This window comes from Chryseobacterium oranimense (assembly GCF_900129755.1).
Classification (GTDB): domain Bacteria; phylum Bacteroidota; class Bacteroidia; order Flavobacteriales; family Weeksellaceae; genus Chryseobacterium; species Chryseobacterium oranimense.
This window is the reverse complement of record NZ_FQWT01000001.1, coordinates 798331-812933: the sequence shown is the minus strand read 5'-3', so window position 1 is coordinate 812933 and position 14603 is coordinate 798331. Positions and strand designations below refer to the sequence as shown.

General features: G+C 36.4%; 6 protein-coding genes. 1 reads left to right on the top strand and 5 read right to left on the bottom strand.

Features of this window, described 5'->3' with window-relative positions:
• Positions 1 to 133: 133 nt before the first annotated feature.
• Positions 134 to 1993 (top strand): PAS domain-containing sensor histidine kinase, encoded by a 1860-nt coding sequence (locus BUB03_RS03635; protein WP_048506376.1) that lies wholly within the window; start codon positions 134 to 136, stop codon positions 1991 to 1993.
• Positions 1994 to 2011: 18 nt separating this feature from the next.
• On the opposite strand, the gene BUB03_RS03630 is transcribed toward BUB03_RS03635, so the two are convergent.
• The 5 genes from BUB03_RS03630 to BUB03_RS03610 all read right to left on the bottom strand — a co-directional run bounded on the left by BUB03_RS03630 (position 2012) and on the right by BUB03_RS03610 (position 14530).
• Positions 2012 to 2344, bottom strand: a complete 333-nt coding sequence (locus BUB03_RS03630) for a hypothetical protein (RefSeq protein ID WP_048506377.1) — start codon at positions 2342 to 2344, stop codon at positions 2012 to 2014.
• A gap of 243 nt (positions 2345 to 2587) precedes the next feature.
• The gene (locus BUB03_RS03625; protein ID WP_048506378.1) at positions 2588 to 3364 is read right to left on the bottom strand and encodes an SOS response-associated peptidase; all 777 of its coding nucleotides are present in this window, start codon (positions 3362 to 3364) and stop codon (positions 2588 to 2590) included.
• Between the two features lie 55 nt (positions 3365 to 3419).
• Entirely contained in the window at positions 3420 to 3662 is a 243-nt protein-coding gene (locus BUB03_RS03620; RefSeq protein WP_048506379.1) for a hypothetical protein, read from the bottom strand.
• Between the two features lie 112 nt (positions 3663 to 3774).
• Complete coding sequence (locus BUB03_RS03615; protein ID WP_131707566.1) at positions 3775 to 4455, bottom strand: hypothetical protein; 681 nt, start codon at positions 4453 to 4455, stop codon at positions 3775 to 3777.
• 1 nt (position 4456) lies between these two features.
• Complete coding sequence (locus tag BUB03_RS03610) at positions 4457 to 14530, bottom strand: SpvB/TcaC N-terminal domain-containing protein (RefSeq protein ID WP_175547478.1); 10074 nt, start codon at positions 14528 to 14530, stop codon at positions 4457 to 4459.
• Positions 14531 to 14603: the final 73 nt, after the last annotated feature.

Below are 14603 nucleotides of genomic sequence, written 5' to 3'. Positions count from 1 at the left end.
TTATTCGCACATCACTGATATTTAACCAGTTGTGAAATAAGCCATACCACGTAGGATAAATAAATGATTATTGCGCTATATATTTGTATAATTAATAAATTTACTTAGTTAAAATATCGAAAGTTAATTGACTATGGCCCAACCTGAAAATGTAGAGGATCTGAGAATCGAATTAGAATCGCTAAAATATCGTGTGAAAGAGCTGACGGATTTTATCGAAAACGGAAGTATGCCCCTTCACTGGGTAAATGGGGACGGTATTATTATCTGGGCAAACCAGGCCGAACTCGATCTTCTGGGATATACCAAAGAAGAATATATTGGTTTTCCGATCCAGAATTTTCATGCCGATAGTGATATAATTTCGGAGCTATTGGTTAAACTTTCCAATAATGAAACGGTACAGGATTTTCCGGCCAGTCTACTGTCCAAAAATGGGGATGTCAAATATGTCAGAATCAGTTCAAATGTACTGATAGAGGACGGAAAATTTATCCATACGCGATGTTTCACCAGAGATGTAACCGAGCTGGTCAAAGAAGAAAAACGCAAGAACGAACTTCACCATCTACTTGCGGAAAGTGCGGAACGTTTACGGCTTGCGATTTCAGCATCTAACTTGGGTATATGGGAATTAGATTTAATTACCGGAAATATCCAAATTTCAGATGAACTTCGGCAGATGCTTGAAATCCCGATAGAAGTTGATGCAGGTGGTCTGCTTAAAGATTATATTTACCCGGAAGATAAAGAAAAGGTGGAATCCCATATTTCAGATGTGAAATATAGGGATAACGGTGAGTTTGATATTATTTTTAGATTTTTAAAATCGAATGCTATTCCTGTCTGGATCAGGGTGCAGGGAATTATACAGAAACAAGTAAGCGAAGGTTTACACAGGGTCGTCGGCTGCGTACTTGATATTACAGATCTAAAAAATTCAGAAGAGTACCATTCAAAACTTGTGGCCATAGTGAACTCTTCTTTTGATGCCATCATAAGTAAAACATTGAATGGAGTTGTCAGTACCTGGAACAGTTCTGCAGAAACAATATTCGGTTACAGTGCCGATGAAATGATCGGTCAGCCGATCATAAAGATAATCCCTGAAGAGCGCTTGGGGGAAGAAGATTATATCTTGGAAAAACTCAGGGCTGGGGAATCCATAAATCATTTTGAAACGCAGAGGCTGACAAAATCTGGTAAACTATTAGATGTGTCCCTGACAATATCACCCATTAAGAACGCCAATGGTGAAATCATGGGAATATCCAAAATAGCCAGGGATATTTCGGAAAAAAAACAGGAAGAAAGAAGGAAAAATGATTTTGTTTCAATGGTGAGCCATGAGCTTAAAACACCGCTTACTTCCATATTATTAAGTTCTCAGGCCATGCAAAGAGGTTTTAAGAATAATAATTTGGAAATAGGAAGAAACTTGTCAGTCGGGATCGAAAATCAGGCGAAACGGATGACTTCGATGATTCAGGATTTTCTGAACCTCGCAAAGATCGAGGAGGGTAAAATCAGGATGCATTTTGAATATTTTCAAATTTTAGGTTTGTTGCAGGAGATCGTATCGGAGGCAAGATATATCAGCGAAAAGCATATAATAAAGATTCAATGTAATTCCTCTCATGAAGTGCTTGCCGACCGAGATAAAATCGGTCAGGTCTTAACAAATCTTTTGACCAATGCCATAAAATATTCCCCCGAAGGCGGAACTATTGTGTTAGGCTGTGAGAAAATCAGTAATGCTTCTTTAAGGATTTTTGTCAGTGATGAAGGTGTCGGAATAAGTAATGCAGATCAGAAAGAACTTTTTAAAAGATTCTTTAGGGTCGAAAGGAAGGAACTTGCGAATATTTCCGGCTTTGGTATCGGCCTTTATATTGTCGCAGAGATATTGCATTATCACAATTCAATTATAAGTGTGGAAAGTGAAGAAGGTAAAGGTTCTACCTTTCAGTTTGTGTTGGAAAACAAAGATTAAAAAAATCGAATAAAAAAATTAAATCTTTCCAATTTTTGATTTCTTTCTTCGGTTGTTTTTTAGATTTTCATTAGATAAAAAACTACCAACAATTTGCCATTGGTCATTGTCTTTATCATATCTCATGCGCCATACTTTCTCAGGAACTTTGAGTCCTTTGGCATCTAAGTATTCACCTATTCTTAAAACAACTTCAAGAGCATTTACCTCTTCTATTACGGCATATGCTTTTTCACCACCTTGAAATTCAGCTATTGCTGGAATTGACCTTTGCCCAGGCTCAGGAATAAACATAAATTTAGCAGAACATCCGATATGGGCCTTGTTATGCTGAAAAATTATTCCATTCATATTTTTTATAGAATTCAGAAATTAATAAAGAAATGACATATTAGGTTGATCCTATCACAAGGCAATAACAACCCTATACATGCAAAGTTTAAAACATGGAATACATCTATTTGTTTTTGATGGTGCATAAGAAGTCATTAGTATGACAATTCCCATCATCTAACCAATTTATTGACCAACTTTAAATATTTAAAACGGCAACTTCTATGTAATGGGATTTTTTTAGCCGATCATTTTTAACTGTTAGACTTCATAAGAAAGATCAGGGATCTCATCGTAAACGAAAGCCTTTGAAGGAGTACCGGTTGTTTTAAATTCTTTTTCAACCGTATAAGCGACCATTTCAGTAGGATTTATCTGATAGGTTGCCAGCTCAGTAATTCTTTTTTCATCCAGATCTTCCATCATCCATTCCCAGGCAAGGTCATCAGGCAACATTGTTGGCATACGTTTTTTTGAATTATGAATTTGTCTCATTAAGCTATTTGCTTCTGTTGTTACCAGGGCTACGCAGTCAATTGTTTCTCCGGTTTCCTTATCAATCCAGTTTTGCCATATCGCTGCAATAAAAAAATACTCTTTGTCCTTTAAACCAATATGGTAAGGATATTTATCTGCTGTTTTTAAAGGCTGGTTTGTCTTTTTGTTCAGACGATAAATGTGTCGCCATTCGTAGAATTCACTAGACAGGATAAGGCATCTTCGATCAAGTGCAGCTTTGCGAAACATTTTTTCCTTGCCCGAATTTTCATCGATCAGCAGAAGCTCTTCTCCTTTAGCGTTAAGTGTTGTATAGGGTTGATGCCACTTACCCAGGGAGTCTTTGTATCCAAAACGCATCTTTTGAACCGCATCGCGATTTTTAATATAAGAAGGGATGAAACCCCATTCCATTTGCACAATTTCAAAATTACATTTGTCTTCGGAAGGACGCAGAACCGCTATCTTTCCATAATTAAAACCCTCGTGCAGATCCTGATTTAAAAAATCATAATTCACAACCGCTTTTTCCAAGTCCATTAAACGAATGAACTCAGCTCTTGAAACACGTTGTCCGTTATAATAACACATATCATTATTTTTTTAAATGTTTTAGGATTTCATTACCAAATAATTCAGCTTCTTTCTGTCTTCCCTGCGGAACACTTGTCCAGTTATTACCAGAAAAAGTGGAAATACGTGTAATTACAAGAGGTAATCTATCATCGGAAAAGATCAGTCGATATATTTGCTGATCATTTACCGTATGTTCAGATACAGCAATTTTTACACCTTCTGATATGATTTCAATTATTTTATTCTCAAAAAGATTGCCCATTCAATTATTTGTCAATGATTTACCACAATTAAAGTTAATCATTTTTAATTTTTAAATGGCAAAAAAGAAACCACCTTTCGGTGGTTTCAAAAACATTCACATCAACATAAAATCAGGAGAATTTAAGGTCTACTTTAAAATCTCCGCCCTTTATTATATCGTAACCAATGACATGATTTTCTTTGAAGGCATCAATTATTCTTTCGCTAAAAAACGGTCCTGCTGCCTGGACACTTATAATATCCTGACTTTCCAGTGCTTTAGATAAAAACAGATTTTTAACTTTGAATCTATTGTTCTTTTCTGTGAGATATTTTTCATAAGTATCAAAAACAGCAAATCTATCCTGTAATGTACTATAGAAAACACTCTTGGAATAATCAATTGTCTCAGAATTTTTAAGCATAGGAATAAAGAGAAAATAAAATGGCTCTGAAGATCCATCGATACTCAAATCTTCCAAATGGTATTCGGATTTTTTTATATTTAAGTTCTCTAATATTTCCTTTACTTTTCCACTAATAATAAATGGAATTCCCAGGCACATTGGCATGACTTGCATAATATCAATGGGAGATTTCTTTCTCTGATACATTTTGCCTGTTATATTTTTGGGAAAATCCTTATATGGTTCAGTCTGTTCAAAATAATTGTCAACATAGACCAATTTATCTTTTCGGAATGCCAAAAATTGTTTATTGGTAATTTCAACTGAAAGTGCCAATTCACTTTTGCCAATGATTTTACTGTCTATGGTCGGTTCAATTTGATAATAATTTTTCTGTTTATGCATGTTATTTCTTTTTGTTTTTAAAATAATCATTCAATGACTGCCCTGATTCTTTAAACTCTTTATAGGCTTTATTAAGTTCAATATTAGCTTCTTTTATTACTCCTTCAAGTCCTTCTTTCGTAAGATCGCCCTCAGCTAATAAATCGTCAATCTTATTTTTCACCCAATTTGTATAAGCTGGGTGATTTCCATGAAATCTATTTGGTAATTTCTTTAAATTTATACCTGAATTCTTTAATATGAAATCTCCGATTTCTGGCATTAATTTATATAGTTGCTGAGGAATAATGTGGTGTTTTTGTATCTGCGTTATAATTTTTCCACCATATTTAACACCTTTAGCACCATCACCTATATAGGGGGCAACCGATATGCCACTGATTGCAGCATTTTTCCAGTCACCTTCAAAGACGTACCAAATACCATTTGCCGTATCTGAAACAGGAGTAGGATCAACAACACCAGCTGCATCGAGGACAACATGCCCAACTTCAGCCGTTGCCGCTCCTTTAGCAGCCTGTATAGTTCCTGTTCTAAACTCCTGAAATCTTTCCTCGCCTGAGCGAACCCTAGGACCATCTTTACTACCTTCAACGGCTTTCCAAGGATTGATCCCATTCCACATCTTTTTGAGACCATCAATAACAGTATCAACCTGTTTTCCATTTGGATCAGTGTATCGTACAGGATTTTGATAGGTATAAATATATGGGTTTAAATTACCTATGAAATAGAATCCTGAATTATGTTGACCATTCCCATAAAATTGGTGCTCCATAACCGGATTATGGATAGCTAGTGGATCTACGCCATACCAGATGCTCAGTCTTGGATTATAGTATCTTGCACCATAATAATATAGGCCACTTTCACTATCCAGTTCTTTTGCATTGAACTTGTATGGATTTTCATAGACTCCAGGAACCTGCTGTTCAATGAACGTTTCACCAAAAGGTAAATTTAGGAAAAATTGTGTTGCTACGGCATTTGCATCTGTGACAAAATTTGCTGTCGATAAATGATCACTGTGTAAATAATATAGTCCTGCCTGTGAACTGTTTTTAGCAAATTCAGTTTCCAGTTTTGTAATATCTACACCCATTTTTTCTGAGTAAGCTTTAAATTCAGTTTCAACGTCAGGCACACTGTCCTTATCATCGTTGACATTTTGGTTTACTGCTACTCTGTTAAAAAGACCTGGATTGTCTGCCAATCGGCTTGCGATCCTTTGTGTTCCGGCATAATAATGTTTTGTATAAGTATTATCTGAGCTTACCACAACATAGGAGTTCGGATAGACTTTGTATCCATACAGCTGCATTGTGCCATCAACGAGTGACCCATTCTGATATAATTTAGGACCTTCCTGTAAATTATACTTAATAGTTCTGTCGCCTTTATTGTCATAGGAATAATACTGGAATATACCATCAGCCTTTTTAAAGTAGGCTTTCATATTGTCCTCTTCATCCCACGCCATCGAGACAGTGCCATTTGGTGAATTTAGATCTATTGGATTACCGTTCAGGTCATATTTGAAACTTTCTACAAACCCATTGTTCAAATCGGTAACAGAAGTGACCATATGGGTTCCTTTGACGTACTTGTAACTATTATTGTAAGTATTTAAAGGATTTGTTATACCGCTTACCACATGGGTCTGGTTTTTTCCTTTAAAGCCATTTCCAGTAGTGTAAGTTAGGGTTGTCTCATAACTTGCTCCAACATTAGAAGGGTTATTAGGATCTTCTTTTATATCTTTTAGCATTGCCCCTACCGCATGTGTAAGCCTGTTCAAGCTATCATATCCATATAGAAGCTGGTAACTTCCCCCTAATTGGTTAGGTGTTAAAATACTGCTATTGATATTAGAAACTACATTCCCCGCAAAGTCATATTTATAGCTATTAGCAAGATAGGTTGTGTAATTATCCTTAGTAAGCGTATGAGAAGCAAGATATCTGGTTTTTGGTTCGTAAGTAAACAGTGAATAGGTATCATTTCCATTTAGGATCTTGGTTCGCTGCTCATATTCATCATATTGAATATCTTTTACGTAATCCCCATTCTGCTGGCTTTTTATGGATTTTAAATTTCCGCCTAAATCATACTTGTACTTTACGATTTCTCCATCAGGATAGGTTATTGTTTTAATACGGTTCCAGCTATCATACTCATAGTTAGTAATAAAATTCATTGTCGGAATGTTGTATCCAGTAATTTTTCTATTTTCAGATACTATTTCACCCAATGTTCCGTAAGTATATTTAGTCTGCCCCGTACCGTCAATTTTTGAAGCTAACCTTCCAGTTGCTGTTCCAGCGATACCATAGGTATATCTGACATTATTAGGATTAGTGGCTCCATTAGGAAGATTAGGGTAAGTTATTTCCATCAACCTATTTTTATTGTATTTATAGGAGATCGCACTGGATTGGCCAAGATTTGGAGATAACCTTGTCGTCATTTTACCTGCCTTGTCATATGTGAACCTTGTCGTTCCATGATCAGGATGCTTTTCTGAAGTTCTTCTTCCACCTAAATCATAATCGTATTTAAACTCAATATTTTCAGGATCTTTTAACGAGAGAAGCTGTCCAACAATATCATACGTGTACTGGGAAACTAAAATTGAAGTTCCCAGATAGTTTTTAGCAATTACTGTTCTTCCTTCCGCATTTGATAATGTTTCAGATTTCATTGTACTGCCCGGATTCTGTAATTGACTTACAGTTTTTTTCATGGAAGTACCTTCAATACTATATGAGGTATCTGTCACATTTCCATCTTCATCAATTTCAATAATTGGCCTATCAAGATTGTCATATTGAATAGAACTGGAATAAGGAGAAAGGGTTAATTTGAGTTTTTTGTTCAGAACAGCATCTTTTGCCTCCATTGTAGGATGATACTGTCTAATTGGTCTACCTAAAACATCATATGATGTCATTCCAGAAACCGATATTTTCTCAGCATTTGCAATAAAAATGTCCTTCTTCACCTGTACAGTTTTTCCCGTAAAATCCGCTAATGAAATAGTTTCAATTGGATTTGTTGGATTGTCAGGATCATAGTTCTGCGTAGTTGCGCCGTATAGGTTTATCTGCGTACCTGTGGTTGAATAAGGTGTCAGAAAATAGGAATATTTTACCGTATAAGGCGAAACACCTATTTCCTTTGGTGCTAGAATATTAGTTAACCTACCATAATTATCATATTCATAAGTTATTTTATTACCAGTAGCATCTATGGATTCCAATATGGTATCCCATCTTGAATCATAAGTTGCAGATGAAAATACGCCAAAACTATCAGTTACTTTTGTCACATATTTTCCTGTTGGATCATACTCGTAAGTAAGGAGATAGTCAACGGGGTCTTTCACCGTTTTTACATTTCCAAAGGAATCATATGTAAGTTCTGTATCTGCGGTTTGACTTGAAGTAAGACTCACCTTAATTTTTGTCAGATCGCCATAATTCGTATCAACCTCTGAACTTCGTTGGCGAATTAAAATATTCGAACTATTAAAGACCTTAATTTCCGAAGGTATATTCAATATATTTTTCGCAGTTAAGGATGGTATGTCATGATATCCAATCGAGGAATAAAAACTTCCGGCGGCGACGTTGCTGTTATAGCGATATCCGATTATCTGACCTTTGACATTGTAGGTCATAGTGGAGCTCGTGGTTATAGACCCCCCATTTTCAAATGTCGTGTTGGAAGTTCCGGAAGGTAATACAATCGCGATTCTATTTCCCTGCGTTCCACCAGTATCATAAGTTTCAAATTGAGAAGAAGGAATTTCTTCAAGTTGAGTATAACTACTGTTGTATTTATATAATTTGTAATTATTTTCCGAAGTTGCTTTTAATGTAGTTCCTCCGCTGTATATCTCACTTTTTTTAGGGATTCCATTATTGTAATAATTGGAATTATAAAAAGTCTCCACACCTCTACGGTAGACATTCGTACCGTTCATATCCTCAGTGATCACTTTTTCAAATCCGTAGCTTGTTCGCTCCCTTCTGTCGTATTTAGGATTCTGATAGTCAAATCTTGTTACGATATTTTTATCGGTTGATGTTGTATATCCGTCAGAATCAACATTTGGATTGAGAATCTTTACTTCCTTCATGACCAACTTCGAATGAGGATCATTGTAGGATGGATCTGTATAAGCATAGTCGATGGTAAATGTACCATTGGTAGACTTTTCTGTAACTTTGGATAACTTATTTGTTCTTCCAATTCTCGAATAATTTACCTGTAAGCCGCTACCATTGTTGATTACCAAGTCTGGGAATCCATCACCGTTTACGTCTCTTAATCCTTTTTCAATTTCAGACATTGAAACGCCAATATTCGCGCTCATATCTGCCCCCGCACGGAAATAGAGAATGGTAATTCCAAATAGCCAAACAATTGGAACATTGATATAGAATCCACCATTTAAGGTAAGTGCCCCATTATATGTTCGACTGTCCTTCCCGAAATTAACTATACCCCCTTGTTTTGAAAGACCCTGCGCCGGAGCGAACTTATTACCCATGTTGTAGGATACAGAAGTATTTCCATCATTATCCATTGAAATTAGATCAATCATTCCATCTCCATTAATATCCTGGAACATAAGTTTTGAACTTCCGGTAGATGAAGATCCAGTTAAATTACCTGAGATACCCCAACCAGAACTGAAAGTAGCGGTTTGAGAAATCATTCCTGAAAGACCGTCTCCTATGCTAACAGAAGTTGAGCCAACAGGCTTGGATTCATAGGTTTTTAAATTTGGATAGTCTTCAAAAGGATTATTAACAAGTCCGTTGCCATAGTTGAGTTTATATCTGACCTGGCCATCGTTTAATTCAACTCTATCTACCAAACCATCCCCATTAATGTCGATCCAATATTTTACACCTCTGTCATAGGAATCAGGATAATCAGAGACTCCAACACCTCCTGACCATGCTGCTGAGGTATCAGGTTTAGAATCGGAATTAGAATTTGAGGTATTTCTACCGACAGTTTTCACCGCAGAAACATTGAATGCAATTGTATTTGTTTTCTGAAAACTATCGTTATTTGAAATAACCGAGTCAGGGTTATTTTCTAGATTTCTCCCCTGTGCACTTCTAAGACCTCCCAATGCATTTGTTAATTGGGATTCTGTTCTATATAACATATCAGGATAACCATCACCGTTTACATCAAAGAAATCCTGCGTATTGATGTTTCCATATCCTCTTAGCTCAGAAGTTGAATGTGAAATAACAGGAATGCCGATCCCCCAATTAGTAGTTTTGGCCTTGCTTTTTTGTTTCTTCTCTATTGCGTACATGGCGGTGTTGGGATTTCCCTGCACTTCGATATCCTGCTCATCTGGATCATCGTCTACAAAAAACGGAGCCATAGATTCTTCATCCCTGAAAGACCTTGCCTTTGAGAACTGTTCAGTAAAACCATTATTTATCCATTTCTCCACGATTCCATTATCACCTTTTGTGTAATAGGTATTCATTGGAACAATTGGATTAAAGCCTGCAAGAATGTTTGTGTTTGCTATATTCTGGAAATCTGCCTGAATAATATCACCGACACACTCTCCGTACTGGTCCTGATTAGTTATTCCAGAGCAAGAAGAAAAGTTATAATTGAACATCCCGAATGGCGAATCAAGGAATTCATTATTGATCAATGCTCCATAAGAATCTTTTGGTGTATCTGTGTTGATTGTATAGTCTGGTGTTGTTACGCCCGATGGAGCTGTAGGTATATCACGCGGACCTCCAGGTGGCGTAAGGGAATTATTCGTTTTTTTGACATCTTTACTCTCATTGTAAATAAATTGTCCCCAGTTGCGATAAACCGCACTAATTGTATTGAACTCAGCAGTAAATATTGCTGTCTCCACCGTAAAAGACCAAAGATTCGTATTCGTTCCAGCATAGATATTGAATATCTGATTCTGCAATTGCGATTTTAAAGATTCATAGGCTGCACGATCTTTTTGGGTAGCGCAATAAACAACAATATTAATCCTATCATCGAGCTGAACGGATTGGTAAGGATCACCAGTATAAAACTTAATCGGATTGAGAAAACCATTCAAAGAGGTTTCAGTAATACCTGAATTGGTCAATTTAACCCATCTTTTTTCCAATACAAGTCCGCCTTTTTTTATAACATACATGAAGTTACCTTCCAAAGATGGAGTAAAAGCAAAATTCTTGTTTATAGAAATAAAGTAATCGTTTGTTCCATGTGGTGGGTTGGCTCCCAAATCTGCAACATGAAATTTCTTTTTAAAATCCCTTACATAATAAGATGGATAGTCGGGTACATCAAGGATATTAACATAACCATCTGTCGTTACCGAAATATTCTTCCACTCAATTTCTTTGTTCATGTAAGAATCTGATATGACTGAGAATTTTAAATGGTATCCACCTGGTATTGGTGGTGGTACAAAAAAGTCCATATCCACTGGATCAATGTTTACGGTTCCGAGTGATTGTGAATATGTTTTTTCATAAATTACGGTAACGTCCCAAGGATTTACTACCTCTGCCTTGGATAAGGTTATTTTGAAGGTAACATTATCGTTTAATTTTGGTACTGAAAACCCTGGAATGGTAAGATGCTTGGTTCCAAAATAGTCGTACTTCAATGTCTTTGTCAGGTTGTTAAGAACAAAGTTTTCCTCATATTTTAGATTATTTGGCATGAAGTCATCTATTTCTTCTTCAGGAGAATCAACTATCGGCGAACCGTTAGCGTTTACAAATTCTACCGAAGGTGTGGTGTTTACTTCATAGTTTATACCGGTCTTCTTATGCAGACGGAAATAGATTTTGTCACCTGACTCTACATGAATTCGCGAAGAATTATTGATTCCTAAAGGAGTTCCTGGATATTCATCATATTTTGTGATTTTGAGGTCTATATTTGGGTTTCCTCCTGCTAAAGTGGTCAAATAAACCCTACCATTTTTTGAAGTATCGTTAGGATTCTTAACTTCAATCGAGTAGACGGCCCGTGCTTTGGTTTCCTGGATGTCAGTAATTGAAATATGATCATAAATAGTCACATAGCCAGCTTTTGGAGCGATCCAGACTTTTACGACATCATTTTTTGCTTTAACAGGCTCTTCACCTTCGTCGTCGTCAAGATCTTCGGGTTCTGTGTACGGGACGGGGACATTACCCTTCATGACCATGTTTTCTGTCATGTCACTGGTTGTTACCATTTCTGGCTGCCCATTGGCGTTTATTTTATTGAACCATACTTTATCGTCTTTAACCACATCGGGCAGACCGTCTGAATTAGCATCTAAAAGATAAACTGGAGTTTTAGACTCGCTTTCAGACCAGCTCTTCGTGAAATCGAAGCCCATTTTCCACCAATTGAACAAAACGGTGGCTCCGGCATTAAATGTACTACCTGTGGTTTTCGTGAAATTGCTATTTAAATTCAGTACGTTTAATTCCGGTTTGTTGAAAACCAGATTACCATTTTCCCACGATCCGGGGATAAGCTTGATCCCATTATCTCCATTTCTCTTCCTATAAAGGATATCTACAATCCCGTCACCATTAAAATCAAGTAATTCCTGTCCTCTTTTAATATCGGGATATGATTCACCAACAAATCCGGAAACCATAAAATTTTTATCGCCTGATCTATGTGGAATAAAAAGTCCTAGCCCTGCTCCTGTCCTTAATGCCCATCCCCATTCAAAATTATTATCCGCACTGATTCTTGAAGGGGTCAGTGCAGAATTAACTGCGCCTGAGAATGCATCCGGTGCCGGAGCATTTACAAATTTATCAGGGCCAAATATGGCATTGCCGGTGTCATCATGATAATCCAGCTGATAATTGACACCAGGGCCAGAAATCGATTTTAAAAGTGATTTATAGAATTTTCCTGTGGTATAGGTAAAACTATAATTTCTGACAGCCTGTGCGGTATTCGTGACAGATATATTGTCCAGTCTTTCAATTTCAACCCTTTTTACACCATCTTTTGTGTTTATGGAATAATCCGGCCTTGTGGGTTCTTTACAGGAAAAATGAATCTGATATGGTCCATCATTATCATTTACCCCTGAATACACAATTTTATCAATATGGAACTGTCTTCCTTTTTCAAGATTTATATTATCTCCCGAAATCGGTACCATTCCCTGTGTAAATAGCTTATTGAGATAATAATATTTTATATTATTGTTATGAACGTCAAGTTCTTTTACAATTCCCCATTGGACTATTGATCCATTGTCCTTTTGAACAACGGCATTATTGTCAACGGTAGATTCGGTTCCACCATAATACTTTTTAGTTCCATCAGTGGTGGTTACTACCCATGTATAACTTGTCGGTGAGGAACCATATCTTTCAATCTTTGTGAAGTTGTTATTTTTTCTCAGATAGAAGTTCTTTTTTCCGGAACTTCTAGGCTGTCTTGTTATATCCATACTTCCCTGAGCATTAAGATGCCTGTGAGGAAGGTAGTCGCCTTCATAGATTAACATTTCACCATCCAAGAGGTAAATCTCAGATTCATAGCTTGGATCAAATGTTGGAGTACCCCAACGTGTATCCAATGTGATACCTGAAATTCCAGTAATATCCCAACCTTCACCCATCCAGCCATTTCCTTTGCTACTGTTATAGGTAATGTTCAATTGCGGCTGCATTCCATTGGTTCCTGCCGGAATTTGAATTGGATAGGAAATGGCAGCATCACCTTTCTGATTTGCTGTTGGCGGTGCCATCAGCTGTACGCCTGAAGTCGGATCAGCAGATTTCAATCCACTGATAGAAGTTGGCGCAAAAGAATTGATTGTTGGTGATTCGGGTACGGAGATTATACCATTTATATAATCATTATCCTGTCCCGCATTGAAAACGACAAGTTTTAACTTTTCGTCAACAACGGCTGATGGTTCAATTTTCCATTGTTTATTACTATAATCAAAGTAAAAAATTCGAATATCTTTAGGAGAAGTTTGCCCTAATTTCCTTTCATCATAAGGCATTGAAACTTTAAGCTTTTTACTTAAGCTTCCAGATTCAAGGGATATTCTATATGCCGAATTATTGGGCGTAACATTTTTAATTCCCTGAGTTGTTGAAGGAAAATCCTTATCACGTAGTTTCTGCAGTTTTATCAGTGCAGATTCCGAGGTTCCTTTCTCAACATTGACATTTAAGTGCTCATAACTTAAATCATAAGTTTGCCCATTTAAAATTTCCAGTGTTTTAGGAGTGTAATTATCCCTGCCGACTATCTTGAAAGATTTTACAGCTTCCGGAATTTTAAGTGTCCTGATTTGATTTCCATGATGAACGGTATATGTTCCATTTCGATTGTCCTGTTCTGAGAGATCAATTAGTTTCTCAAATTCCTTTCCGTTATTCTCAACAGTCTCATTATTGATTTTTAAACTTTGTGATTTCTTGGAATATCCTCGGACATAAAGTTTATTTGAAGAAAGTATGCTGCTGATTTTTAGATCATCAGATAAATCAGGATCAGAAGAAAACACTATCCTTAAATTCTTGATCTTATATTTAATGCCAGCGGATGGTGGGGTAAATAATATAGTATTATTGCCACTTTTTAAAAGATCAATATTGAATTCCTCTTTCTGGTGGCTCCAATCCGCATTAGGTCGAATAACTTCTCCGCCTATAGCAATATCATGATTGATAGATCTTGATACAGATTTATAATCATCAAGGCCAAAAAGATCATACTCCAAAAATGCAGTTTTTGATCTGTCAATTTTCCCTTCTATCTGAATGTTAAAGAAATTATCAGAAATATTATCTGTCTCTTTTTCAGAGAAAGTTCCGATAGTTCCCTGATTTTCGTCAGCATCAAAAGCATCAATAACTGAATTTCGGTCGATGTTTTCATCAGTTACTTTATTGCTTTCAAAAATTTCTGTTGATGGCTTTTCCCAATTTTGATTTAGTGGTTGGGAAAGCGAATGTTCTGCTTTTTCCTCTGGCGGATCTTTTGCATCCGTAGAAGATGGTTTGTTACCAAGATTTAATTTAGTCATTAAATCCTGTTTAAGCATGCGTACCTTTTGCCTATCATCTTTATCAAAACTTGCGAATACAAGCATACAGGTA

Coding starts and splice junctions, on each gene's coding strand:
- BUB03_RS03625 (WP_048506378.1), bottom strand. CDS start 3,364: ATGGACTTGGAAAAAGCGGTTGTGAATTATGATTTTTTAAATCAGGAT.
- BUB03_RS03610 (WP_175547478.1), bottom strand. CDS start 14,530: ATGACTAAATTAAATCTTGGTAACAAACCATCTTCTACGGATGCAAAA.
- BUB03_RS03635 (WP_048506376.1), top strand. CDS start 134: ATGGCCCAACCTGAAAATGTAGAGGATCTGAGAATCGAATTAGAATCG.
- BUB03_RS03615 (WP_131707566.1), bottom strand. CDS start 4,455: ATGCATAAACAGAAAAATTATTATCAAATTGAACCGACCATAGACAGT.
- BUB03_RS03630 (WP_048506377.1), bottom strand. CDS start 2,344: ATGAATGGAATAATTTTTCAGCATAACAAGGCCCATATCGGATGTTCT.
- BUB03_RS03620 (WP_048506379.1), bottom strand. CDS start 3,662: ATGGGCAATCTTTTTGAGAATAAAATAATTGAAATCATATCAGAAGGT.